20 protein-coding genes are annotated in these 23721 nt (G+C 51.1%); 9 read left to right on the top strand and 11 right to left on the bottom strand.

Features of this window, described 5'->3' with window-relative positions; translation table 11 throughout:
• A partial coding sequence (locus DFR42_RS23445; protein WP_110257490.1) for an IS5 family transposase occupies positions 1 to 574 on the bottom strand: 574 nt, incomplete at its 3' end.
• Positions 575 to 662: 88 nt separating this feature from the next.
• Here DFR42_RS23445 and DFR42_RS23440 point away from each other — a divergent pair.
• Complete coding sequence (locus tag DFR42_RS23440; RefSeq protein ID WP_110257468.1) at positions 663 to 1442, top strand: ATP-grasp domain-containing protein; 780 nt, start codon at positions 663 to 665, stop codon at positions 1440 to 1442.
• Between the two features lie 55 nt (positions 1443 to 1497).
• Here DFR42_RS23440 and kynA read toward each other — a convergent pair whose 3' ends face one another.
• Positions 1498 to 2349: a tryptophan 2,3-dioxygenase gene (gene kynA / locus DFR42_RS23435; RefSeq protein WP_110257467.1), complete on the bottom strand. Its 852-nt coding sequence runs from the start codon at positions 2347 to 2349 to the stop codon at positions 1498 to 1500.
• Between the two features lie 163 nt (positions 2350 to 2512).
• Entirely contained in the window at positions 2513 to 3769 is a 1257-nt protein-coding gene (gene kynU, locus DFR42_RS23430) for a kynureninase (RefSeq protein ID WP_110257466.1), read from the bottom strand.
• Between the two features lie 432 nt (positions 3770 to 4201).
• Between kynU and DFR42_RS23425 the strand changes: the two genes are divergently transcribed.
• The 3 genes from DFR42_RS23425 (at position 4202) to DFR42_RS23415 (ending at position 6282) form a co-directional block, all read left to right on the top strand.
• Positions 4202 to 4678, top strand: coding sequence for an Lrp/AsnC family transcriptional regulator (locus tag DFR42_RS23425; RefSeq protein ID WP_110257465.1), 477 nt, complete (start codon positions 4202 to 4204; stop codon positions 4676 to 4678).
• A 36-nt stretch (positions 4679 to 4714) separates the two neighbouring features.
• On the top strand, positions 4715 to 5191 hold the full coding sequence (locus DFR42_RS23420) for an NUDIX hydrolase (protein WP_110257464.1): 477 nt from the start codon (positions 4715 to 4717) through the stop codon (positions 5189 to 5191).
• A 338-nt stretch (positions 5192 to 5529) separates the two neighbouring features.
• The gene (locus DFR42_RS23415) at positions 5530 to 6282 is read left to right on the top strand and encodes a hypothetical protein (RefSeq protein WP_110257463.1); all 753 of its coding nucleotides are present in this window, start codon (positions 5530 to 5532) and stop codon (positions 6280 to 6282) included.
• Positions 6283 to 6356: 74 nt separating this feature from the next.
• Here the strand turns inward: DFR42_RS23415 and DFR42_RS23410 are convergent, their stop codons facing one another.
• Positions 6357 to 6863: a hypothetical protein gene (locus DFR42_RS23410; protein WP_110257462.1), complete on the bottom strand. Its 507-nt coding sequence runs from the start codon at positions 6861 to 6863 to the stop codon at positions 6357 to 6359.
• A gap of 96 nt (positions 6864 to 6959) precedes the next feature.
• Here DFR42_RS23410 and DFR42_RS23405 point away from each other — a divergent pair, with 96 nt between their 5' ends.
• Positions 6960 to 7523: a GNAT family N-acetyltransferase gene (locus tag DFR42_RS23405; RefSeq protein WP_110257461.1), complete on the top strand. Its 564-nt coding sequence runs from the start codon at positions 6960 to 6962 to the stop codon at positions 7521 to 7523.
• On the opposite strand, the gene DFR42_RS23400 is transcribed toward DFR42_RS23405, so the two are convergent.
• On the bottom strand, positions 7495 to 8493 hold the full coding sequence (locus tag DFR42_RS23400) for a type II secretion system F family protein (RefSeq protein WP_110257460.1): 999 nt from the start codon (positions 8491 to 8493) through the stop codon (positions 7495 to 7497). The two genes, DFR42_RS23405 and DFR42_RS23400, sit on opposite strands and share 29 nt — an antisense overlap.
• A gap of 153 nt (positions 8494 to 8646) precedes the next feature.
• Here DFR42_RS23400 and DFR42_RS23395 point away from each other — a divergent pair, with 153 nt between their 5' ends.
• Positions 8647 to 9171 (top strand): glycine zipper 2TM domain-containing protein, encoded by a 525-nt coding sequence (locus DFR42_RS23395; protein WP_110257459.1) that lies wholly within the window; start codon positions 8647 to 8649, stop codon positions 9169 to 9171.
• 62 nt (positions 9172 to 9233) lie between these two features.
• Here DFR42_RS23395 and DFR42_RS23390 read toward each other — a convergent pair whose 3' ends face one another.
• Positions 9234 to 10337 carry a serine hydrolase domain-containing protein gene (locus DFR42_RS23390; RefSeq protein WP_170133652.1) on the bottom strand — a complete coding sequence of 368 codons (1104 nt, stop codon included), beginning with the start codon at positions 10335 to 10337 and terminating at the stop codon, positions 9234 to 9236.
• Positions 10338 to 10479: 142 nt separating this feature from the next.
• Between DFR42_RS23390 and DFR42_RS23385 the strand changes: the two genes are divergently transcribed.
• From DFR42_RS23385 to lepB, 3 genes are all read left to right on the top strand, one after another.
• Complete coding sequence (locus tag DFR42_RS23385) at positions 10480 to 11859, top strand: tetratricopeptide repeat protein (protein ID WP_110257489.1); 1380 nt, start codon at positions 10480 to 10482, stop codon at positions 11857 to 11859.
• 106 nt (positions 11860 to 11965) lie between these two features.
• Positions 11966 to 13519, top strand: coding sequence for a murein biosynthesis integral membrane protein MurJ (murJ, locus tag DFR42_RS23380; RefSeq protein ID WP_110257457.1), 1554 nt, complete (start codon positions 11966 to 11968; stop codon positions 13517 to 13519).
• 62 nt (positions 13520 to 13581) lie between these two features.
• A complete protein-coding gene (gene lepB, locus DFR42_RS23375; RefSeq protein WP_110257456.1) occupies positions 13582 to 14409 on the top strand; it encodes a signal peptidase I in 828 nt (275 codons plus the stop codon).
• Between the two features lie 70 nt (positions 14410 to 14479).
• Here lepB and DFR42_RS23370 read toward each other — a convergent pair whose 3' ends face one another.
• The 5 genes from DFR42_RS23370 to DFR42_RS23350 are packed head-to-tail and all read right to left on the bottom strand — an operon-like array spanning position 14480 to position 23717.
• Positions 14480 to 15658 (bottom strand): serine hydrolase domain-containing protein, encoded by a 1179-nt coding sequence (locus DFR42_RS23370; RefSeq protein ID WP_110257455.1) that lies wholly within the window; start codon positions 15656 to 15658, stop codon positions 14480 to 14482.
• Positions 15659 to 15717: 59 nt separating this feature from the next.
• Complete coding sequence (locus DFR42_RS23365; protein WP_110257488.1) at positions 15718 to 16518, bottom strand: YfaP family protein; 801 nt, start codon at positions 16516 to 16518, stop codon at positions 15718 to 15720.
• Positions 16519 to 16523: 5 nt separating this feature from the next.
• Complete coding sequence (locus tag DFR42_RS23360; RefSeq protein ID WP_110257454.1) at positions 16524 to 17303, bottom strand: YfaP family protein; 780 nt, start codon at positions 17301 to 17303, stop codon at positions 16524 to 16526.
• Positions 17300 to 19072, bottom strand: coding sequence for a DUF2300 domain-containing protein (locus DFR42_RS23355; protein WP_110257453.1), 1773 nt, complete (start codon positions 19070 to 19072; stop codon positions 17300 to 17302). Before DFR42_RS23355 ends, DFR42_RS23360 begins: the two co-directional genes overlap by 4 nt.
• Complete coding sequence (locus tag DFR42_RS23350; RefSeq protein WP_110257452.1) at positions 19050 to 23717, bottom strand: alpha-2-macroglobulin family protein; 4668 nt, start codon at positions 23715 to 23717, stop codon at positions 19050 to 19052. The genes DFR42_RS23355 and DFR42_RS23350 overlap by 23 nt, the downstream gene beginning before the upstream one ends.
• Between the last annotated feature and the right edge of the window lie 4 nt (positions 23718 to 23721).

The raw sequence follows: 23721 nt of genomic DNA, 5'->3' as shown, positions 1-23721 counted from the left end.
CATGGATCAATTTGGTCTTGCTATCCACGCCTATATGCCCTTTCATGCCGAAGTACCATTGATTGCCCTTTCTGGTCTGGCGCATTTCCGGGTCGGGTTTGCCTTCTTTGTTCTTGGTAGAAGACGGTGCCGAAATGATGGTGGCATCAACGATGGTGCCACCTGATACTTTCATTCCCCGCTCCTGCAGATGACGACCGACTTCTTCGAAGATACGTTTGCCAAGCCCATGGCGTTCCAGCAAGTGCCGGAATTTACACACCGTGGTTTCATCCGGCACGGGTTCATTGCCCAGGTCAATTGCAGCAAAGCTACGCATGGAGACGGATTCGTACAGGGCTTCCTCGACCGCCGGATCAGACAGGTTGAACCATTGTTGCAGGAAATAAATGCGCAGCATACGTTCTACACCAACTGGTGGACGTCCGTTACCTGCCTTGGGATAATGAGGCTCTATCAGTTCGCACAGCATCGCCCACGGCACAATCTGGTTCATCTCTGATAGAAACACTGCTCGCTTCGTCGTCTTGGCGTAGCGTTCAAAACTACCTTCGGCAAATGTCGTCTGTCTCATGGTTTTTATGATTCTATGGAGAATAGGCTTATATTACCGTTTCTGAATCAGGGCTCGGGGACTTAATCAGAGATTCCTTAAAGATATTATGCATTGGATCATACAAAACAATATTTTCTCTGAAACAGGTTGGGACCAGCTGCTGGAAACCATAGATCGCTTCGGGCTTTCTCATTCAGTGCACAAGGTCGTGCCATTTATCGGTGAGCTGGAACCACCTGCAGTTGTCGACCACGGCAACGTTATCTGCATAGGTTCTTATTCCATGCGTCATGTTGCCAAGCGAAATGGCTGGATACCCGGGGTGTTCGATCTGTTTGAACAGGATTTCGAACAGCAACTCAAGCATTGGGGTGAGCACATGCTCAATGCCAGTTCTGTTATCAGCAGTTTTGCAGAAGCGGTATTTACGGAAGAATTGATGTTCATCCGTCCGACCAATGATTCCAAATATTTTGCCGGACGGGTATTTTCACGCGAGGAATTTGAGACCTGGCAAAAGAAAGTCTGCGACTTGAAACTTGACGATGGCAGCAGCCTGACTCCGCAGACTTTGATACAAGTCATGAAGCCGATTGCAATCTATTGCGAGGCGCGGTTTTGGGTAGTCAAGGGACGTATCATCACCAAATCCATTTATAAACGTGGTGACCGTGTGATTTATTCCAGTGAGGTGGACGACAGTTTCACGAAATACGTGGAAGAGCGTATACAAGAATGGCAACCGCATGACGCATTTGTCATTGATGTTTGCGATACAGAGCTGGGTTTGAAGATCGTTGAAATCAATACTTTGAATTCATCGGGTTTTTATGCGGGAGATGTGCAAAAGCTGGTGCTTGCACTGGAAGAAGCTTTCAGCTTGTGATTGACTCATGCAGAACATCAGGTTTTCTGCATGAGTGTTAACAGGTCTTGCTTGTTTACAGCGCCGTCCGCAAAGCAAACAATTCCGGGAACAGCACTACATCCAGCATCTTGCGCAGATAGCTGACGCCTGCCGTACCACCGGTGCCGGTTTTGAAGCCGATGATGCGTTCTACTGTCGTCACATGGCGGAAGCGCCAGATGCGGAAGGCGGTTTCCATGTCCACCAGTTTTTCAGCCAGTTCATACAAAGACCAATATTTTTCTGGTGTTTGATAGACTTGCAGCCATGCCGCCTTGACGGATTCATTGGCGACCACGCCTTGTGACCAGTCTTGCTGAAGGCGGTCTGCATCTATCGCAAAACCCTGGCGTGACAAGAGCATGATGGCTTCATCATAAATCGATGGCGTGCGCAGGGATGCGTCCAGGGTTGCATGTATTTCTGGTTTGCTTTCATGCACGCTCATCAGGGCGGCATTCTTGTTACCCAGCAGGTATTCCAGTTCACGATATTGATGTGACTGGAAGCCCGATGAGGCACCCAGATAAGGGCGTATCGCCGTGTATTCGCTAGGTGTCATGGTAGACAAAACATCCCATGCATGCACCAGTTGATCCATGATCCGGGCCACGCGCGACAGCATCTTGAAGGCTGGCGGCAAATCATTGCTGCGTATATGCTGGCGCACTGCATGCAGTTCATGCAGCATCAGCTTGATCCACAGTTCACTGGTCTGGTGCTGGATGATGAACAGCATTTCATTGTGATTGGGTGAACGTGGATGTTGCGCTGTCAGTATCTGATCCAGGCCAAGATAATCGCCATAGCTCATGGATTCACTAAAGTCCATTTGCGCGCCATGCCATGACATAGGGCATTTGCCAGCTTGTTCGTTGTTGCTCATAGTATTCCTTTTTTAAAGCCTTAAAACTTCTCAACACAGAGACACGGAGTCACAGAGGGGGCACAGAGAAAATCTTGAAGAATTAAGATCTCGCTTTTCTTTCTCTTGTTTTTTCTCTGTGTCTCTGTGCCTCTGTGGTTATTGGTCTTAAGTTTTTATATTGTTAAGTCACTGCATTACGTTCAGCGTTTGCATCGTAGTCTTTGCTGTCGAGTATATCGCGCAAGCCTTCTGCTGCATCCCAGACATCTGTGAAGCTGGTGTAGAGCGGCGTAAAACCAAAACGCATGATGGCCGGTTCGCGGTAATCACCGATGACGCCGCGCTTGATCAGTGCCTGTATCACCGCATAGGCATGCGGGTGTTTGAAGCTGGCCTGGCTGCCGCGTTGCTGGTGCTGGCGAGGCGTAACCAGTTCCAGTGGGTGTGAGGCGCAGCGGGCTTCGACCAGGGCGATAAACATGTCCGTCAGTGCCAGCGATTTTTTGCGTATGGCTTGCATATCCGTCTTGCCGAAAGTATCCAGGCCACAGGCGACCATGGCCAGCGAGGTGATAGGCTGGGTACCACACAGGGCGCGGCGTATGCCAGGGGTAGGTGTAAAGCCTGGGTTCATGGCAAAGGGGCTGGCATGCCCCCACCAGCCGGACAAAGGATGATGGAATGCTTCCTGATGGCGTGCAGGCACCCAGATAAACGCTGGTGAGCCGGGGCCACCATTCAGGTATTTGTAGGTGCAACCCACTGCAAAGTCAGCATTTGCGGCATTCAGATATACAGGTACGGCACCGGCAGAATGAGCCAGATCCCACAAGATCAGTGCACCATGTTGATGGGCGAGGGCAGTGACTGCCGCCATGTCATGCAGATAGCCGGTACGGTAATTGACATGTGTAAGCATTACCAGCGCGGTGCTGTCATTGATGACTTGTGGCAGTTCATCTGGTGAATCGATCAGTTGGATTTGATAACCGCGATCCAGCCAGCGTGTGATGCCTTCCGCCATGTAGATATCGGTAGGGAAGTTGCTGCGTTCGGTAATGATGGTTTTACGTTTGCTGTCCGTTGCCTGTATCTGCAATGCTGCGGCGATGGCTTTGAACAGGTTGACTGATGTGGTGTCTGTAACTACCACTTCATTGACTTCAGCACCAATCAAGGGCGCGAGTTGGTTGCCTAAAGTAGATGGCATATCAAACCAGCCAGCGGTATTCCAGCTCTTGATAAGATCAGTTCCCCATTCGCGAGTGATGACATCTTGTGCCCTTTGCAGTGCTGCCTTGGGGCGCGCACCGAGAGAATTTCCGTCAAGGTAAATCACACCAGCAGGCAGATCAAATTCTTCACGCAGGGCTGCCAGCGGGTCTTGCTGGTCAAGTTTTTCGCAATCGCTACGGGTGATCGTGGTGGTTTGTGTCATTACAGTAGGCTCCATATTATGGCGTAAAGCTCGATGGCACGTCGCAGGCAGGCATCGAGCCCGGCAAGTCTTGGTGGCAGGAAATCAATCGGAAAAATTATGCAGAGATTTTATGCCGGATTGCATGAATTTTTCTTGCAAATTGCAGTGTAAAAATAGAAATTAATAGAATATTCTGCGATTTATATTCGGAATATTGATATAAAATGCATTTTTGAGTTTGTGCATTGCGCAAAGGCATCAAGCTGCTTGTGTTTTTGTAATTATTTGCTCATCTGATTTGCCAGTAATAATAGATTAAAAACACGCACCATAGCGGCATAGAGAATGAAAGTAGACATGCAAGTAAGTTTTCCTGCTTCTTTGTTTTTTAGTGTGTTCTCCGTAGCTTAGTGTTGAGAGTTCTTTCATCAATAAAAAGTAGATTATCAAATGCAACTCGACGCCACCGACCTTAAAATCCTCCAGCAATTGCAGGCTGATGGCCGCATCAGCAATCAGGAACTTGCTGATAAAGTCTTTTTATCCCCATCATCCTGTCTGCGTCGCGTGCGCATGCTGGAAGAGGCTGGCATCATCCACCATTATTGTGCTGTCATTGATGCTGCTGCCGTTGGGTTGGAAGTCGATGCCTTTGTCCAGGTCACCATGCGCCGTGACGTGGAGCAGTGGCATGAAAACTTTTCGCAGGCATTGCAGCAGTGGCCGGAAGTCATCGGTTCTTATATCATCACTGGCGATGCGAACTATCTCTTGCGTGTGCGTGCGCGCAATCTCAAGCATTATTCTACCTTTGTGCTGGAGCGCCTTTACAAGACCACGGGCGTGCTTGATATACGCTCAAACATCGTCTTGCAAACATTAAAGGATACTCAGCAAATTGCGACCAGTTTGCTGGTGGCCGAATAACTATTACAGCGCCGTAATTCACTACCGTCCACTACCATGATTTCTTTCGACATTGAAGAGTATCGTTACAACCTGCGGGCTGCTGCCATCATCCTGGATGGCGACAGGGTGCTGTTACACAAGATAGAAGGTGATGCATTCTGGTGTGTGCCTGGCGGCAGGGTTGACGCCGGAGAACTTGCTTCCACCACGGTAGTGAGGGAAATGCAGGAAGAATTGTCAGAGCCGGTTTTCTGCGAAAACCTCTTGTGGACTGTAGAGAATTTTTTCTCTTATCGCGGTCAGCAACATCATGAACTTGGTTTATATTTTTTAGTTCGCCTTGCACCAGATTCACGTCTGCTGACAATGGATGGCCCCTATATAGGCAATGAAGGTGATTTGAAACTGACTTTTGCCTGGTTCCGGCGGGCTGAGCTGTCTGCTCTTGATATTCGTCCTTCCTTTTTAGCGCAGGCGCTGGCTGCACCAAGCCTCGTCATGCAACATGTGGTGCATCGTGAACATGCGTGATTGTCTCTGAAAAAAATCAAAGCATAGCGTTCTCTATTAGTTTTGCTTGCCGCACCAAAAAATCGTCCGACAGTCAATCCTTACAAGTTTTTAGGACTGGTCCGATACGAAAAAATTGCTCTTCTGATTACACTGTGTGCAGTAGATTCAAAGTAAGAAAACTTAGCTGGATAACGTAAGTGCGCAGGCATTTTTCGATGTCCCTTTTTCCTTGCTTTTTGAATTTGCAGCCTGCTGTACACCTGCAATAAAGCATGTACAGGGTTTTGTGGAATTTTGATATTCCCCTTTGCGCAATTTGCGCATTGCATTGATCAACCAGTATTCAGGAGATTCATATGAAGAACGGACGTCAGCAAGACAATTCTTTTCAGGAACGCGATCGCCAGATCAGGACGCACCATGCCAATGGCAGCCGTCATGAGGGCTATGGCGATATTCACGAATTCGATCAGCACGGGGATGCACGCCATGCACCTTCAAACTATGCCAATGACTTTGGTCGTGAACAAATGCAAAGCCGTAACTCCGGTACACAAGGTTTTTACGGCGGTCAATATGATGTAGATGGTGGTCGCCAGCAAGAGCAAGGCTATGCTAATGACAATGGTCGCTCTTATCCTGAGCAACATGACCGTCAACATGCAGGCCAGGCAGGGCGCTATCAAGGCCAGCAATCCAGCCAGGATTTCTACGGCAACCAGGCCAATGATGGGCGTTACCATCCTAATGATTTTGGTCAATATGACCGCAATGGCGGCTCGTCACGCCAGTATGCTGGTGACCGTGACAACCGCGACAGATATAACCGCGGCGACAGTCAGCAAGTGACACGTGGTGGTTATGACGATACACGTCATGGCCAACACTTTGACCATGACTATCACCAATGGCGCAATGAGCAAATTGAGGCGCTTGATAATGACTATGATGAATGGCGCAAAGAGCGTTATCAAAAATTCTCGACAGAATTTGATACCTGGCGCAATGGTCGTGCGGCCAATGCGGCGAAAAATTCGCAAGACAAGAATGCTCAAAACACGGCAAGTTCTGCTGCCAGTGAAAGCAATACGACCAACAAGTCCAAATAACCAGGCATAGCCGGAACAATCGCAACATTGTCCGGAACAAGGGAAGGCTTGCCTTCCCTTTTGCTGCCTTATGATCAATAGTAACGGGCAAATAGCGTTACAAAAATTGGTGAAGCCAGGCCAAACAACATGCCTATGAATGCGTCCTGCATCGCGTCAGTCCATGTGCCGGTTATCGCCCCAAACACAAATCCCGCCATGGCACCATATCCCGTCATGATGAGATAGGGCGACCTTCTTTGCCAGGTAAAAAGCAGTACACCTGATCCACCTCCGGCTAAAGTGACAAACAGGGTGTGTGACGCCATTAAATCTGGATAGCCAGGATAGCTCACCCATGCTAATGCCAACAAGGGCCAAAACAAGAGACAAATCCAATGGCCGCCGAAAAAGGGAAAAATGAAGCGTTCCAGACATGAAAAAATAAAATTTGAAACACGGTTTGATTTCATGTCACTGGCAATTTGCTCTCTGAACTTCCGGTTTCTTTCACGCCTGGCTGCGCCTTTGCCAATGAAAGTATTTCCATGCCGTTGAGAGGTTTGTTGCAAAATACTTTTTAAAGGATATTTTCGTTTCATCGTCGCATCGATAATATGCTATCGAGTTAAAATTTCAACTCTTCAAAAAACTGCTGGCTTGTCTGAACTTTGGCAAATATAGAGCCATCTGCGCACATGCATATACAAACAAAAAATCTGCTTCTGCGTGATTTCTCAATACAGGATTTGCCATTGTATACCGCATTGCGCAGCCACCCTGATTTCCAGACGTATTACGATGATGACGATATTACGCCAGAAAAATCTGCATTCCTGCTACAGCTTTTTATTCAGCAAAGTCAGGAAAGCCCGCGTCAGAAGTTTCAACTGGCGATTTGCGACAAGGATGGTGTTGTCATGGGCTCATGCGGCATCAGGCTGGAAGCAGAAGGGCAAGCCTCGATAGGGTTTGAACTGGGTGTGCCCTGGCAGAGAAAAGGCAGAGCCAAGGAGGCGGCACAGGCCATGCTGGAGTTTGCTTTTTGTGATTTGCGAGTGGACAGGGTATATGCTGAGACTCTGGCTGAAAATCTGGGCGCAAGCAGATTATGTCAGTCGCTTGGCATGAGGCGGGTTGAAGTTGGCATAGGCATCGCTACGCGGTATTTTAAGGGCAAAAACTGGCAAGCTGCTGTCTTTGAAATTTATGCACAAGATTTTATAACGCTGACTAAAGATTGCCAGGAACATGCGGGCTGAAGGCACCGCTTCTTAAAATTCCATAGGCTATCGTTGCGGCGACAAAAGCATAGGCTATGCGGGGTATCCATTCTGCTATCTGGCTTTGTTGCAATTGCAGGCTGGCATTTTCTCCCCTGGCATAACGTGAAAGCATTTCGGGCAATGTTCCGCTGGCTTCACCAGTGTGTAGCAATCCAGCTAAAGTGCCGTCATTAATCTCGGGTAAGCTGCGCACCGCCTCTGCCAGCGTTGCACCTTTTTGCATCAGCGGCAAAATGCGTGCAAGCTGACGTCGCAATAAAACATTGCTTGCGCCTTGCAAGCCTAGTGGTAGCGCATCAAACATGGGCAGGCCAGCCGCAAGCAAGATCGCCATGCTTTGCCAGAAATCGCAAAGATTGCGGCGTTTGTGCATTTTTCCAAAAACTGGCAGTACCAGTAGAACCTGATCAAGCCAGGATACTGGTGCATCTGCAGGACGCACCTGGAAGCGCCGGTAAGCATAAATGCCGCCAGCAACTAAACCGGAAACAAGCAGGATAGTCCGTGCGGCTTGCCAGAGGTAGGCTCCCATACTTAACGCACCGGACACCAGTTGCGGCAAGGGTGGGATGAGTAATGAGAGGATACCCATCACCACAGGTAGCGTCATGCGCGATTTGATGCTGGCAATTTGCCGGGCTTTTTCCTGATAGTCACTGGCCAACTGGCGATAGACAGTTGTAGGGTCGCCTGCTGCCAGCGCTGCTCCTATCAAACCTGCTTCCAGCGGTGTCCACAAGCCACTTTGCAAACCCGCATCTGCCAGGTTTTTGCCACGCTTGACGGCTTGCAGGGTTGCTTCCATCCGCTTTTGATAGGAGCCTGGCAGTTTCAACATAGGCAGTGCTTGCAGTGGTGCAATGCCAGCATGGCTTAATGCCGCCAACTGTTGCAGCAAGTCAGCGCGTATGCGGTAGGGGAGGGCCAGATGTGGCATGCTTTTCATGGCGCTATTGTGCCATGAACCAGATGAATCGAGGTATCAAGGCTGGTGGCAGTTGTTACATTTGCTTACCACGGTAACATCCTCTACGTCTCCTTTTGGCCATGCTCGCGCGTTGTTGGCATATGAGCTATTGTTAAACTGAAGGAGATCAAGATGGAATTAACTACTACCAGCAAACGCATACACCCCTTGATGGCCGGTGCTGCCTGTTCAGTCATACTGGTCAGCCTTTTGGGCGCTGCTGCCATTACAGGTTTGCTCCCCAATTCAAACAGCATGAATGCCCCTGTCAGTAATAATGTGCCAGCCATGGGCAGCATGGGTACCAATAGCAATCTGTCCTATCCTGCGCCAGTTGCCAATAATCAAAATCAGCCTGCGGCGAATTATGCAAACACGGCGCAAAATAATTACGTGGCACCTGCACCTGCCCCCGCTCCAGCACCTGTCAGAGTGGCACAAAGCAGCCATCGCCAGCCTGCCCGAAGTTATCATGACAATTATCCTGCACAGCCAGTGCAGGCAAAAAATAGCCCTGTGGGCATAGGTGTAGGCGCGGTGATTGGCGGCTTGATTGGCAGCCAGGTAGGTAACGGCAATGGCCGCACACTGGCAACTATTGCTGGTGCTGTAGGTGGTGGTTATGTCGGTAATGAAGTAGCGAAACGCAATCCATAATCTGGATGTGATTCATGAGGCAGGCGGCGTGTAAGCAAACAAGCTGGCACGCCGTTTTTGTTTTAACGAGTATTTATCAACGAGCGCAATAAATCTGCAGCGATGCCCTTATTTGCCCAGGTTTGCGATAAATCCAGGTCGCCATTGGTGCTGACGATGATGAGGATATTCTGGTTTTGCAAATCCACCAGGTTCAGTATGCGCACGCCAGCTATCCAGCCCTGGCGTTCGACTATCATTGCAGGGGCAGCATTCTCGCTAGCCTTGAATGGATAAGACCAGACACCGATTGCACCACCAACATTATTGGGCTTGACCATCTCGTCGCGGCTTTTGCCTGACAAATATTTGCCGCGCATAAAAGCCAGATCAAAAGCATATAAATCTGCCAGCGTACCAAAGCTGGAACCCGCCGGGCCATAGCTGGCAAAATTGACGGCTGGCTCAGGCTTGCCACCCAGCGTGCCGTGCACATGGGTTTTCACATCTGGCTGGGCAGCAGTGTAATAACCAACTTGTTGCATGCCTGCCGGGCTGAAGATGCGCTGTTGCAGCAAACTCAAAAAACTTTGCTTGTTGATTTTTTCCAGCAAGGCACCGAGGACGATGTAATCGCAATTGTTATAGTCAAATTTGGCCCCTGGTGCGGCAGTGGCCGGGCCAGCACACAAGCCTGTTGCAAATTTTTGTATGTCGTCACCACTATTGGCATCCATCATATGCATGGCCGGGTTGACCATTTCATTGTACAGGCCGGAGTAATGCGTCAGTAGTTGGCGCAGGGTAGCACTGCGCGCCTGCACATTGGGATAATCTGGCCAGTAAGTGCCCAGGGTCTGATCCAGTTGCAGCTTGCCAGCTTCCACTTCCTGCATGACCAGGATAGCCGTCATCTGCTTGGTGATGGATGCAAAGCGAAAGCTTTGCCTGGTGTCAGTGACATTGCCAAATGCTTTTTCCAGTAATACCTTGTCGCCACGCGCAGCAAACACCAGGCCCTGGAAGCCGCTGGTTTTGAGATTTTTTGCGGCATCTTCGAGGCTGGGGATAGCTTTGGGGCTGGCTGCCTGGCTGGCGGTGGCATGCAAACCCAGGGCCAGCAGGCCTGCGGCCAGCAGGCGCAGTGGGCGCAGTGGGCATGTTATAGTCAGACTGTATCGTGTCACGACAGGCTCCATTTAAGTGGGGAATATGCGCATCATACAATTTTCACATCTGCATATAGTTTAACAAATGTATCACCGATACATGCGCAGACAATTAGCTGCCACCTATAATGTCCTGGTTCCTGGCATCCCGAGTGCATGCATGAAGACCGATACCGCTGAATCCCTGTTTTATGAAGCCAATCAGCTAATGGCTGAAGGGCATTTCATTGCTGCTGAAGACAAGTTGCGACTGGCCTTGCAAATCGAGGAAGATCTGGCAGAAGTACATGCCAATCTTGCCTGGCTGATGCAGCAGCAAGGGCGCTATGCAGAGGCGGAGCCAGCTTATCAACATGCACGCCAACTTGCACCTGAGAATGTGCAGATAAGCCTGAACTTTGGTGTCATGCTGGCGCAGCAAAAACGGTTTGATGAGGCAGAACAGGTATATCAGCAGGTGTTGCAGCAAGAACCCGATTCTGTCTTTGCGTTGTCCAACCTTGGCGTTTTGCTGGCCAGCACCTGGCGTGAAGCAGAAGCCGAGGCCCGCTATCGCCGGGCGCTGGAACTGGACCCGGCTTACCGCAAGGCGGCGTTCAATCTGGCCTATCTGTTGCTCAGGCAAGGACGTTACGCAGAAGGCTGGCACATGCTGGAAACTCGGGACGGGCTGGATGTGCTGGATAAATATCTGGCTGAACAATCCCATCTATTCCGCTGGCAGGGACAGGATCTTGCGGGTAAATCCATCATCATCCTGTTTGAGTCCGGTCATGGCGACATGATACAGTTTGCCCGCTACGCCAGCCTGTTAAAACAGCGCAAGGCTGTACGCGTCACTTGCCTGTGTCATCCCCAGCTCAAAAAACTGTTCACCACGCTGGATGGTCTTGATGATGCATACGGCTTTGATGAGTCTGTCGTTTTCAGCGACTGGGATTACTGGGTGCCGTTGCTGAGCTTGCCCGGCCTGTTCCAGACCCGGCTGGAAACCATTCCTGCGAGCCTGCCGTATCTGCATAGCCCGTCATCAGATATGCAAGACTGGGGCAAGCTCATGTCAGTCGCCGGAAATGAGCTGCGTGTAGGCCTGGTGTGGAAGGGTAATCCACATTTTGAAAATGATGCAGATCGCTCGATTCATTCTCCCGGAGTATTGCAGGCACTCGCTGATATTCCCGGTGTGCACTGGTTCAGCTTGCAAAAGGGCGCGGGTGAAGAAGATGTTGCCATCTCATCCATGCCGCAGCCTATGACTGCACTCGGGCCTGAGATTCATGACTTTGCTGACACAGCCGCTATTCTCATGCAGCTTGATTTGCTGATTGCGGTTGATACCGCCGTCGTGCATCTGGCTGGTGCGCTGGGCAAGCCATGCTGGGTCATGTTGCCTGCTTTTCAGCCGGACTGGCGCTGGCTCAAGGACCGGTCTGACAGTCCCTGGTATCCGGGAGTAATGCGCTTATTCAGGCAGACAGTTCCGGGCGACTGGTCAGTGGTATTGCAGGAAGTTAGAAATGGATTGCTTAAATTGATATAAATAATGCATCTTGGAATGATGATTTTGATAATTGTGTTTTGAAAGAGGCAATGCCCGATGCGGCAAACATGACCCCTGGCAGCACTACAAAGTATAATGCCGCACCATGAATCTACTAAGAACCCTTGCCGCCATGAGTGGCATGACCATGTTGTCACGCCTTACCGGTTTGGGGCGCGATGTGTTGATCGCCACACGTTTTGGTGCTGACGCCTATACTGACGTATTCAACATCGCATTCCGTATCCCCAATCTCTTGCGCCGGATGTTTGCTGAAGGGGCTTTTTCACAAGCCTTTGTCCCCATCCTGGCAGAATACAAAAACAAGCAGGGCGAAGCCGCCACCAAAGACCTGGTCGATCATGTCGCTACTCTGATGACGTGGACACTGGTGCTCACCTGTGTATTGGGCATTATAGGCGCACCGGTATTATTGTATTTCATGGCCAAGGGCTATGTCGGTCAGGCGACAGAATTCAATGCGGCCATCATCATGACGCGTATCATGTTTCCGTATATTGGTTTCATGTCCATGGTGGCGCTGGCGGGTGGCATTTTGAATACCTGGCGCGAATTCAAGGTGGCAGCATTTACCCCGGTTTTATATAACCTCTCATCAATTGCCGGTTCGCTATTTCTCGCACCTTATCTTGAGCAACCCATCTATGCACTGGCGATAGCCGTGTTCGTGGGCGGCGTACTGCAACTGGGCATACAGGTCCCCGCGCTGCTCAAGATAGGTATGTTGCCAAGGATAAGTTTCAGGGTAGGCACAGCCTGGCAAGATGAAGGTGTGCGCCGCATCGTGCGCAATATGGTGCCAGCTATACTCGCGGTGTCTGCAACCCAGATCAGCATTGCCATCAACACCAGCATTGCCTCCAGTCTGAAAACAGGTAGCACCACCTGGCTGGCCAATGCTGACCGTTTAATGGAATTTCCTACCGCCTTGCTGGGGGTGGCTCTGGGTACCATATTGTTGCCCGGTCTGGCCAAGGCACATTCTGACGGTGATACTGCAGAATATTCAGATTTGCTGGACTGGGGCCTGCGTCTGACTTTCCTTCTGGCCTTGCCTGCGGCTGTGGGCCTGGCGACGATACCTGAAGCCCTGACAGCAACTCTGTATCATTACAACAAATACAGCGCCCATGCTGTGCAGATGACATCCAATGCCCTGGTAGCCTATGGCCTGGGTTTGCTTGGTCTGATCGTCGTCAAGATTTTGGCCCCCGGTTTTTATGGCAAGCAGGATATCCGTACTCCGGTAAAAATTGCCGTTGCTGTCATGCTGGTGACCCAAGCCTTGAATTATGTTTTCGTCCCTTACTTTGCGCATGCTGGTCTGGCTTTATCAGTCGGCCTTGGTGCCTGCGTGAATGCGATTTTCCTCTATACAGGTTTACGCAAGCGAGGCATATACCAGCCCAGAAAAGGCTGGCCCATGTTCCTGCTTAAATTGCTTGCTGCATTGTTGTTGATGGCTGGCGTTGCCTTATGGGCTAAAGATCAATTCCAATGGCTGGCCATGCGCAATACACCAATCTTGCGTATAGCCGCACTGGGCTTCGTCATCGTCTCTTGCGCCATGACTTATTTTGCTGCGCTGGCACTGATGGGGTTCAGGCCCAGGGATTTCAGGAAAGTGACCAGGGTATGATTTACCAGACAGTCGCACGCATGTTTCAGCCGATAAGCGATCAATCATAAAAGTGGCATGCCATGAATACTGAATATAAAAGTAAGCCCTGGCTGGCAGTTTTGCTCAATGTCTTTGCGCCTGGACTGGGCTTTGTATATGTGAATCAGCTTGCCTTGACAGTAGCCAATATTCTGTTCTTTCCGATATTGCTATTGCTTGCAGGTCGCAGCAGCGTGATTTTTTCTGCCTTGGGGTTTTTCCTGGTGACTGTGCTGCTGATCTGCGCCTGGTTTGCTTCGCTCGTTGTGGTATTTCAACTTGCCCGGCGGCGTCCCCTGGCAAAGCGTGGTTTATTGCAGCGTTGGTATGCGTTGCTGCTGATTGGTATAGCCGTTAATGCGGCAATACAATTTTGCTCTGCCAGACGTGGTGAGCTGTTTGGCTATGATGTGTTCAATGTACCAGGTGCGTCGATGGAAACAACACTGCTGGTCGGTGATAAATTCATTGCCAATACCCTGGCATTTCAGAACCAAAAACCGCAGCGTGGTGATGTAGTGGTGTTACAGAATCCTGCACAGCCTGAGGTCAAATATGTGAAACGTATCATAGGCTTGCCGGGTGAGCAGGTGGACTTGCATGATAATAAGCTGCTCATCAATGGCAGGGCGATTCCTGATGCGCATGCCTTCTATGATTTGAATAAATCCGTGCCAATAAGTGAGCAGCCCTATATCGTGCCGCCGGACAGCTATTTTGTGCTAGGTGACAACCGGAATAATAGTCTGGATAGCCGTCATTTTGGTTCAGTGCCTGGAGAGAAAATCTACGCCCGGGCAGAGATGGTCTGGTTTTCATCTGGAGTTGACTCAATTCGCATGAGCCGGATGGGTCTGGCAATCAAGTAAATTATTGTCTTATTTACAGATGGACCTTCAACATTGCCGCAGTGTTAACAGTGCTAGCCGCGTTTCGAGCTTATCTGCATCGCGTAGGTAAATACCCCTCCCATTTCCATGGCGTGTACACATCCCGTATCAGCAATGCCAGCAGCTCTTTGAAGATGCCATCACCGTTGGCGCTATTGCTCATGATGACTACGCCGGTTTTTTGCTCATCAAAAACGACGGAGTGGTTTTCCCAGCCATCATCATGGCCTTCTTTAAAATAGGCTTTGCCATAAGGTGTTTGAAAAATACCCCAGCCCAGGCCATAAGCCAGTTGTATATTCTTGTTTTCATCTGTTGATGCAGTTGATAAGGTGGGAAACTGGCTGGGTGTGGTAATGGCAATCTGTGGTGCCAGCATGATGGCTTTTGCTTCTTTGCTGAGGATGCTCGCCTGCATGACACCCTCCATGAAATGAGCATAATCATTGAGGCTCGTGTCCATGGAACCCGCGGCATTTATTTTTTTTCTTTTTACATGGCCCAGAGGTTTTTCTTTTTCATCGTGACCGACAGCCAGCTTGTCGTTGAAACGGTCTTGCCACTGCATGCTGGTGTTATGCATGGCCAGTGGATTGAAAATGCGGTCCTGGATTAATGTGCCTACATTTTTTTGCGTGACGGTTTCAACGATGAATTGCGCCAGATTGATGCCTTCGCCTGAATACGCATATCTGCTGCCAGGAGTAAATTTAATCTCCAGTTTCTTACCGTGATTGAGCCAGCGGAAATTGGCAAAGCCTGCAGTGTGGTTCAGCAGCATGCGCAGTGTAATTGTCAGATAGCGAGGATCATCTGCCAGGTCGCGGTAATTGTCATAGTCTGGCAAGGGTTTGGGCAGATATTTTTGTATCGGTGCGTCCAGATCAAGTGTACCTTCGACCACTAGTTGCGCTACCAGCGTGGCAAACACTGCCTTGGTGAAAGACGCGCCGTACATGATGCTGTCTGTTGTCAGTGGCAATTGTTTTTCTTTATCGCGCAAGCCAAAGCTTTTGGTGTAGACGATTTTGTTGTCGTTGAGGATGGCGATATTTAGCCCGGTGACACATGAGGTGGCCATCATGTCACTGATTTTTTCTTCTATGGTTTGGGATGAAATGCTGGAGCCATCAAGCCTTTTGATGACGACGGGCTGCGCAAATACAGTAATATTTGCGGCAAGTAACAAGGGAAGAATTGTGCAACTGATCAACGCATTTCGCCACATGATGCAGTTCTCCCTTCAGGATAATTCTTGTGTCTGTTTGGTTAAAGTACAACCTTGTCTCAAAACATGAACGATTTCACCAGGTTCAAATCCCCGATCTTGCGCAATGGGATGACAAAGCTTTCGCGTTTTTCCTTGGCAGTGTTTTCATAAAACACCAGGGTCACGCGGGCGGTGATGATAGGTTGTTTGCGCTGGCCTTCGTCAAAGTTATAACCGCCTGCGCCATAGTTACCCCAGTAGTTGACGAAGACATGGTAGGCGCCGTGCTTGGGGGCGATGGTGGTGAACATTTCTGGTCCTGGTCCATCGACGCTGTCTACGTCCAGCCCACCACCACCGTTCAGTATCGGAGCAGCAAAAAAGGCGTGCTGACCATCCGGTGTGATGATGTGCAGGTCAACCTCTGCCTCAGGCGCATCCCACGAGCAGATGACGCGTAACTGTGGTGACAGCTGCTGGGTATTGGCTTCGTAATATTGCACGCGCTGCAGGCTCTTGCCGTCTGGCCCCTTGATTTCTATATTGTTGGAACCGCTGCCAAAAGCGTAATGACGTTCATAGCGACCATCAGTGCCATAATTGAGCACCATGGGGTTGCCGTTGACGATGAGAGTATGCTTGCGCTGTTTGCCAGCCTCAAGGATATGGCCTTCAATGAGGGTGCGGTTTTTTTGTGTGCCGCGGTCTATCGGTGGCAAGGGATAGGACGCACGTGTATCGCCGGATTTGTCGGTCAGTCCACCATAATTCCAGCCGCCGCGCGGGCTATTGATGGTGGGTTTGTCTTCAGCGGCACAATTGGCCGCAGCGATGAAGAGGGCGCATGCCAGCAGTGACGGTTTGATTATCGTTTGCATGATCATCATGGATAGGTAAAGGATTTAACCAGGGTCAATTCACCAGGTTTACGCAGTGGCACCTGAAAGCTTTGCTGCTTTTCTGACAGCGTGCCTTCCTGGCTGATGATGGCAACTCTGGCGATAGTCAGATTTTTTTCATCGCCGCCACTGCCGTAATAATTCACATAGACATGATAGGTGCCTTTAGGGGGCGCAGTATTGGCATAGATTTCAGGACCGTAACCTGTGGTGACATCGACATCCAGTGCACCACCGTTTTGGACTACACGGTTGCCATAGAATACGTGCTGGCCATCAGGCGAAATGACATGCAGGTCCAGATCGGTGCCGTCGCTATCCCAGGACAAGACTACACGCAGGCGTGCATTCGGGCGGCTGGTATTGGTATCAAAAAACTGCACACGCCTGACATCACTGCCATCGGGGCTGCGTACTTCTACATTATTGGAGCCTGAACTGAATGAGTAAGGGCGGGAAAACTCACCACCGTCACCTATGGACAAGGGCATGGCTGCCCCATTGACGATGAGCTTGCCTGGTTTTTTCTTGTTGTTAGTACTGATGCGCCCCTTGATGAGTGCCATTTCATTCTGGCCTTCGGCATTGACTGACGAGGCAGGGTAGTGCACTGGCTGTTTGAAGCCTGCGGCCTCACCGCCACTATTGCGCCAGCCGCCACGTGGCAGCTCTATTGTGGTGTCTGCCGTCGCAGTGCAAGACATGGCAGCAAGCAGGCTGCTGGTCATGCAGGTAAGTAGTCGCTTGGTGTAAAACTTGATCATGTTGTTCCTTCTATGAGACGGCGTGCCAGTTTTTCTACATAGTCTTCATTAGCGCCGTTCGGATGAAATCGTAAAGCCAGGTGCAGGTATTCATGGGCGAGGGTGATGCGCTCGTCCAGGCTGCGCCAGCCGCGGGCGTAGATACGCATGCGTTTCTGGTCAGAATAGGGATTGCCACTTGCCAGCAAGCAGATCACCGGTGGTGTGTCTGGATGCTCAAAACCGGGTTCACGACGCAAAATGCTTTGCCATTTGCTACTGGCGCTGGTCGTCGTCAGCCAGGTTTGGGCTGCGGCCAGCGGTTTGCAATCAGATTTGCCATTGAAGCTGGCGACATTGGTTTGTGGATAACTGGTGGCCAGAATACGTTCAAAATTCCAACCCTGGCCGGCCTGCTTTGTTGCTTCTTTCAACGACATGCGGTTGGTGCCTGCGCTGTCATTGTGATAGCGCACGTTTGCCCCTTGCAATATCAGGTCATCAGTGAACCAGGCAGCAGCCAGGGCCGCATCTGTGGGAGCATTGGCGCTGACGCGCTGGCGGGTAGTGCTGTCGGCAATGCGCCAGCAGCCGTGATCGAGGGTGGCGTTCTGTATCAGATAGCTGCGCGCTGCAATCGCCAGGCTGCGGGCAACTTGTATATTGCTGGCGTCGCCTTCGCGGTCTATGACGCGGGCGACATAGTCATTGATGCTGACGCGGCCAGTGATTTGTGGCGCCATGCCTGCAGAACGTTGCAGCGTCAGGCTACCATTGCTGTTGATGTCGAGACTATTGCCGTTGGCGAATTGCAGCCTGTATTTGCCGGACAGTGTGCCCGCACGCGCAGGAACACTTGTTGCAGATACAGACAATACTTCGCGCAAGGGATAGCGCGCAAAAAAGTCCACATCCACGCAATGCGCCTCGTCACCAGCATTCCCGGCATTATCGATACCTGACCAGCGAGGTGTGGGCAGGGTAGTTGCCAGTGCACTGGCCCAGGTAGTAAGAGTAGAGCGGCTGGAACCACGCGCACCAAACCAGAATGGCGTACCATCTGCCAGCCAGCCTGCTGCACCACCAAAGGCGCTGTTGTCAGGCAAATGCCAGGAATAGGTTTTGTAACGTATGCCTGTACCCAGTTGCGTCCAGGCTTCGCGGCCATAGCCCTGTACCGCTGTTTCCAGCAAGGCAGTGCGGGCAGTGGAACGAGCTTGTGGCGAAAATTTGTTCAGGGTTTCCAGTAGCTCTTTAATGCTGATCTGCGTGTCTGGCTGCAATTGCGCCGTGCGTTGCAGCCAGTTGGCGTCGCTGCGGGTTTGCCAGTAGCTTTTCCATGCCTTGTCATTGATACTAAGGCGCGCTGGTGAAAAATAGGGGGCGCATGAGCGAGCCAGGGCAGAGTCGCGTTCTACTTGCTCACCTGGTTCGCAGCAATACAGGTCTTCGTTTTTCTCTTGTTCTTCACGCACATTCTTGCGCAAATCTTTTTTTGCTGTGCAGGTATAAGCAGCTTCCTGCACATGATTGTCTTGCAGGTAGGCGTAGACAAATAACTTCCACAAGCTACCCATGGGTATCTTTTGTTCTGCGATTTTGTTGTCCTGAGAATTCAGGGAACGCATTTCCACCTGGCCATCACGCAGCCAGGCGACGGTGGTCGTGCCGGCTGCATCTGCGGCATGAGCAACATGCGCAGATGCAGCCAGCGTGACTACTGTCGCACTGGCAAGCATGATGGTGCTGATCGCTTTGCGGGCAGGATCAGCGGATTTCCATAAACGCACGTGGCTTGTCCTCAAAGGCTTTCTGGTCTGGCTGGTACATGCGGTAGTAGCGTGCAGGCGGCAGGGCGAACTTGCCGGTTTGTGCCGCGCGCACCAGATGACGTATCATGACCTGGCCATCCAGGCTATCCACAGGCACGGCATAGCCGCGTGGTGTTTGCTCGTAGCGTGCACGCTCCATCGCTTCCATGTCTTTGCCGCCAGGGTAACGCAGGCTGATACCCCAGGTAGAGCGGTCAGCCGAGGTGCCTGGTGGCAGAGGTACTTCAACAATGCCAAAGTTCAGTTCAGGGCCTGAGCTGCGGGTGAGCACCACTTCATCCAGATAGACTTCATCTGTCTTCAGTGCTGCACCATCACCCAGCAATTCCAGCTTGAAGCCAGCCTTGCCTGCGACTGGTTGTACAGGTGCGCCAGTAGCCGGATTGACAGCAGGCTTGCTGGCACTGCTTGGCGTTGGGATTGCCTCTGGTACCAGACGATAAATACGGCGTTCGACTTTCACAGGCAAGCTGGATTTTTCTGGTTCACGGCTGTCAAACTGGGCAATTGCCATCATGCCTGCACTTGGGTTAGACACCATTTTGATGACAGTTGGTGTTGGCGTAGCTGCGGTAGTATTCCAGCGGTACACGCTTTGACCTGTCACGGTTTCACGCCCCTGCCAGCCAGCTTCCAGTTCCACCTTGCCCATATTATTGCGCAACAGAGGATCATTGCTGCCAGACTTGCCACCCAAGGCACGGTAAGTCCACAGCAGACTTAGGGCGCGGTCTATGGTCGGTGATTCTGCCCTCACACGTTCGAGCACGGCAGCCGCATCGCTGGCAGGGCGTTTGCCTGTCAGTATCAGCAAGGCTTCACCCAAGGGCAGGTCAGCCTGGTGTACGCGGGCTGCTGCTTCTGGCAAGGTTGTCACGGTAATGCCTGTCAGGTTGCCCTTGCTTTGCTGTACCACATAGGCCGCCAGCAAGGTGCTCATGGCATGCTGTACATCATCATCCTTGTTGGCAAAGATCATGCTGTTCATGCCTGAACGCGGTGTGATCACGACAGGTTTGGCAAATGCACCTTTGGCACCCAGTTCTTCACTCAGGGCTTCTGCCATGGATTTTACCGGCAAGCCCATGTCCTGCATCCAGTACAGCATCAGGGCGCGCTGCCAGTGCGATTGCTTGACGCCATCCTTGCGGTAGACATCATTGAGCTTGTCAAAGTGGCCTTCTGGCAGTGACAGTTTCAAGGCGCGGCTGGCATGCCAGTCAGCATAGTAGGCATAAGTGGTCAGCAGGGCATCGCCATCTTTTTCTGGCACACTCCACCAGCCAAATGTCGCATTCGGGCCTGCCATTTGCGCCAGGCGGAAGCGGTAGCTATACAGCCTTTGTGTCAATTGCGCAGCCAGTCTTTCTTCGCTTGGCAAGGTTGATTGCAGGGCCAGGCTGTAAGGGATGAGGCGACTGGAAGTCTGCTCGACACAGCCATATGGGTAGTCAATCAAGTCATCCATCAAACGGCGGAACTGCGTGCTGGCACTGTCAGCAAATTGCAATTGCAGGTTGCTGGCATCAGGTGGTAGTTTCAAGACTGTTTCCTTGCCAGTCACTGGCACGCTGACCGAGCGCTGGCTCAGCCAGTGCACAGGGATGATCTTCAGCGGCACATTCAGAGCATCTACAGTCTTGCCACCTACAGCCAGAGACAGGTCTATCTTGTTGTCGAGGCCATTGGCTTTCAAAGGCACGGAGATAAAATTTGCACCAGGTTTCAGCTTCAGGCTTTCTTGCTTGTTGACGCCGGAACCTGTGATGTTCAGGCTGGCACTGGCATCCTGGTTACCCTGGTTAAAGATGGCAACGCTGGCATTCGGTGCATCTTGCACACGCATCCAGTTAGGGCTGGTCCATTTCACATAAAAGTCTTTGTCTGAACGTACGTAGGCGATGTTCTGGCCGACATTGCCACCAGCCTCAGTCGCACGCACGGTAATGCGCCAGCGTGTCAGTGAGTCTGGCATGGTGAAAGTCAAACGGGCGCGGCCTGTGGCATCCGTCGTGACATTTGGTTGCCACAGTGCCGTGTCCTTGTCTTCACGACGAGGTCTTTCCAATACCTTGATAGCACGCTCATGGGTTTGCCCGTTTGCTGGCAAGGCCAGCTTGGATGGCGGCACTGCCAGGTCATAGGCGATAAAACTCAGGCTGGCAGAAGTGCGCACATTATTACGACGTGGGTGATAGAAGAAGTCGGAAATATCTGGTGCAATTTCAGGTTGCAACACATAAATCATTTCATCAACTACACCCACAGTGAGTTGGCTACCTGCAGCCGGTTTGCCATCGACCATGGCGGTCAGGTCCAGCGTGACCTTGTCACCAGGCGCATAGACGGCCTTGTCAGCTTTGACGGCGACATTGATGCGTGGCTGCTCAACTTTCAAACCCAGGTTCTGGAATACATAATCAGCACCTTTGACATACACCACAGACAGGGTGATGTTGGGGCCATAAGTATCCTGAACTGGAAGCTCAACTTTCCATTGCATTGGTGACAGGCGCTTGGCGCTGAGCCAGCCACTGGCGTTGCTCATCAAGGCTGTTTTTTCTACCTTGTCACGCTCCAGGGTAAACAATGCCTGATCGACTTGCTGCGGGAAGGTGATCAGCGCACTGGCAGTTTCACCTGGCTTGTAGCTGGTCTTGTCAAACACCATTTCTATCGAGCCTTGCGGTGCACTGACGCCAGCACCGCTGACATAATGCGAAGTCGCACCGAGGATATTGCCTGCTGCATCACGTATAGACAGGGTATAGGTACCAGGTTCTGCAAAAGCCAGTGCCAATTTGTTGGCGTTGGCGAGCTTGCCGTTTGATTTCTTTTGGTTTTCCAGTCTTACCCAGTCCCATGTTGCTGGCGCACTGACTGTGCTCACCGTATTACCCGGCACCGGCAGGGCAGTCATGGTGAAGTTCATATTTTCACCAACGGCGGAGAATGCACGGTCAGCCTTCAGGCTATAGGTGCCGGCACCGCGCTCTACCAAAATTTCTTTTGTAGCACGTACGCGGTAAGCGGCACCATCAGTTGCCAGCACCGACAAAATATAGCGACTGGGTTCAGTTGCTGCTGGCAGTTTGAATTCAACAAAGCCACTGCTGTCTGTCGTAAATGTGGTCGTGCTCATTTGTACAGGGAACTGGCCTGCATAGCCGAGGTCGCCTTCAACAATAGTCAGGCGCTGGGCACGTACTGTCAGGTCTGCCTTGGCATTGACGACAGGTTTGCCATCTGGGTAAACCAGTTGCAGCTTGCCCTTGATTTCTTCGTTGGTTTTGTAATCCTTTTTGCCGGGCATGACATTGATTTCAAAATGCGGCTTTTGATATTCGGCCACACGGAAGGCAGCGCCATAGCTATTGCCCTTGTAACTGAAACGCAATTCATAGCCACCTGCGACGGCATTGTCAGGCAACTGGAATACCGTATCACCGCCAGACTGCGGTGTCATTTGCAGGGTTTGTGCTGCAACCGGGAAACCATTTGCATCAAATACCTGCAACTTCAATTCACCTGCGGTGATGGCAGTGGATTCACGGGCAGACACAAAAGTACGGCCCAAAAATTTCACATACACAGTTTCACCAGGGCGATACAAGGGACGGTCAGTCACTGCATACAGCTTGGTGTTATAGATTTCACTATCGTAGTAATAATTTTCTGCGACAAACACGCCGCCTTTGCTGTCTTCACCATACACATAAGTTTTTTCAGGCGCATCGCGTTCAAAATTGACGATGCCGCTGGCATCTGTAGAGCCTGTACTCAGGATACCTGCGCCGTCTGTCCACACTGTTTTTGCATCTGCTACAGCCTGGCTGCTACGGCGGTCAGCCACCCAGACCAGCATTTGTTTGCTTGATACCTTGGTGACAGCGATAGAGTCAGAAACAAACACCAGGGTCACGGCGCGATAGCTGCCGACCATGGCTTCCACCAGGTACAGGCCGGGTTCTTTTTTACCCAGTGGTATCAGTACATTACCTTTTGGCGAGGTGATGAATTCACTGCTGCTGCCATCCAGTTTGACGCCTTTAGGTGGTTGTATAGGCTGGGCGATATGTACAGGGTAACGGAAGCTATCAACCAGGGTATGCGCCTTCAGCGGCTGGTACAGTGGGTTCATCTGCTGTGGTGTAGGTGCTTTGACCAGCGGGTGCAGGCGTACTTCTGGTGCCTGTGAAGTCACGGCTTTTCTGGCATCCGATGAAAACAGTTTGCGCCACATGCGGCGTGATGCATCCCACCAGTTGTCCCAGGTACGCGCCAGCGCATCAGACACGCCTTTGCCCTTGTAATTGCCTTTGGCATCGATACGGTGCAGATTTTTTTGCGCCTTCAAAAATTCCAGCGGGTCTTTGACCTTATAGACGTAGACGTCGACACCGCCGAGTTCGGAAATCTGCCCCATGTCCTGGGCTTCCAGCCTGACCATGGCAGTATCGCCAGAACCATAAGCTGCATCACTGAGCAGGAAGAAAGACGAGCCGCCACCGCCATCCTGCGCAATCGCAGGCATGAACAGTAACAAGGCACACAGTGCTGTCAATAAAGTGAAATAACGGGATTGTTTGTATGTAGCTTTCATTGGG

Origin of the sequence: Undibacterium pigrum (genome assembly GCF_003201815.1) — a bacterium.
Classification (GTDB): Bacteria; Pseudomonadota; Gammaproteobacteria; order Burkholderiales; family Burkholderiaceae_D; genus Undibacterium; species Undibacterium pigrum.
This window is presented reverse-complemented; position numbering and strand designations above follow the sequence as displayed.

Bases quoted from the DNA above. Each gene is read 5' to 3' on its own strand.
- DFR42_RS23440 (WP_110257468.1), top strand. From the start codon at position 663: ATGCATTGGATCATACAAAACAATATTTTCTCTGAAACAGGTTGGGAC.
- kynA (WP_110257467.1), bottom strand. From the start codon at position 2,349: ATGAGCAACAACGAACAAGCTGGCAAATGCCCTATGTCATGGCATGGC.
- kynU (WP_110257466.1), bottom strand. From the start codon at position 3,769: ATGACACAAACCACCACGATCACCCGTAGCGATTGCGAAAAACTTGAC.
- DFR42_RS23425 (WP_110257465.1), top strand. From the start codon at position 4,202: ATGCAACTCGACGCCACCGACCTTAAAATCCTCCAGCAATTGCAGGCT.
- DFR42_RS23420 (WP_110257464.1), top strand. From the start codon at position 4,715: ATGATTTCTTTCGACATTGAAGAGTATCGTTACAACCTGCGGGCTGCT.
- DFR42_RS23415 (WP_110257463.1), top strand. From the start codon at position 5,530: ATGAAGAACGGACGTCAGCAAGACAATTCTTTTCAGGAACGCGATCGC.
- DFR42_RS23410 (WP_110257462.1), bottom strand. From the start codon at position 6,863: ATGAAACGAAAATATCCTTTAAAAAGTATTTTGCAACAAACCTCTCAA.
- DFR42_RS23405 (WP_110257461.1), top strand. From the start codon at position 6,960: ATGCATATACAAACAAAAAATCTGCTTCTGCGTGATTTCTCAATACAG.
- DFR42_RS23400 (WP_110257460.1), bottom strand. From the start codon at position 8,493: ATGAAAAGCATGCCACATCTGGCCCTCCCCTACCGCATACGCGCTGAC.
- DFR42_RS23395 (WP_110257459.1), top strand. From the start codon at position 8,647: ATGGAATTAACTACTACCAGCAAACGCATACACCCCTTGATGGCCGGT.
- DFR42_RS23385 (WP_110257489.1), top strand. From the start codon at position 10,480: ATGAAGACCGATACCGCTGAATCCCTGTTTTATGAAGCCAATCAGCTA.
- murJ (WP_110257457.1), top strand. From the start codon at position 11,966: ATGAATCTACTAAGAACCCTTGCCGCCATGAGTGGCATGACCATGTTG.
- lepB (WP_110257456.1), top strand. From the start codon at position 13,582: ATGAATACTGAATATAAAAGTAAGCCCTGGCTGGCAGTTTTGCTCAAT.
- DFR42_RS23370 (WP_110257455.1), bottom strand. From the start codon at position 15,658: ATGTGGCGAAATGCGTTGATCAGTTGCACAATTCTTCCCTTGTTACTT.
- DFR42_RS23365 (WP_110257488.1), bottom strand. From the start codon at position 16,518: ATGCAAACGATAATCAAACCGTCACTGCTGGCATGCGCCCTCTTCATC.
- DFR42_RS23360 (WP_110257454.1), bottom strand. From the start codon at position 17,303: ATGATCAAGTTTTACACCAAGCGACTACTTACCTGCATGACCAGCAGC.
- DFR42_RS23350 (WP_110257452.1), bottom strand. From the start codon at position 23,717: ATGAAAGCTACATACAAACAATCCCGTTATTTCACTTTATTGACAGCA.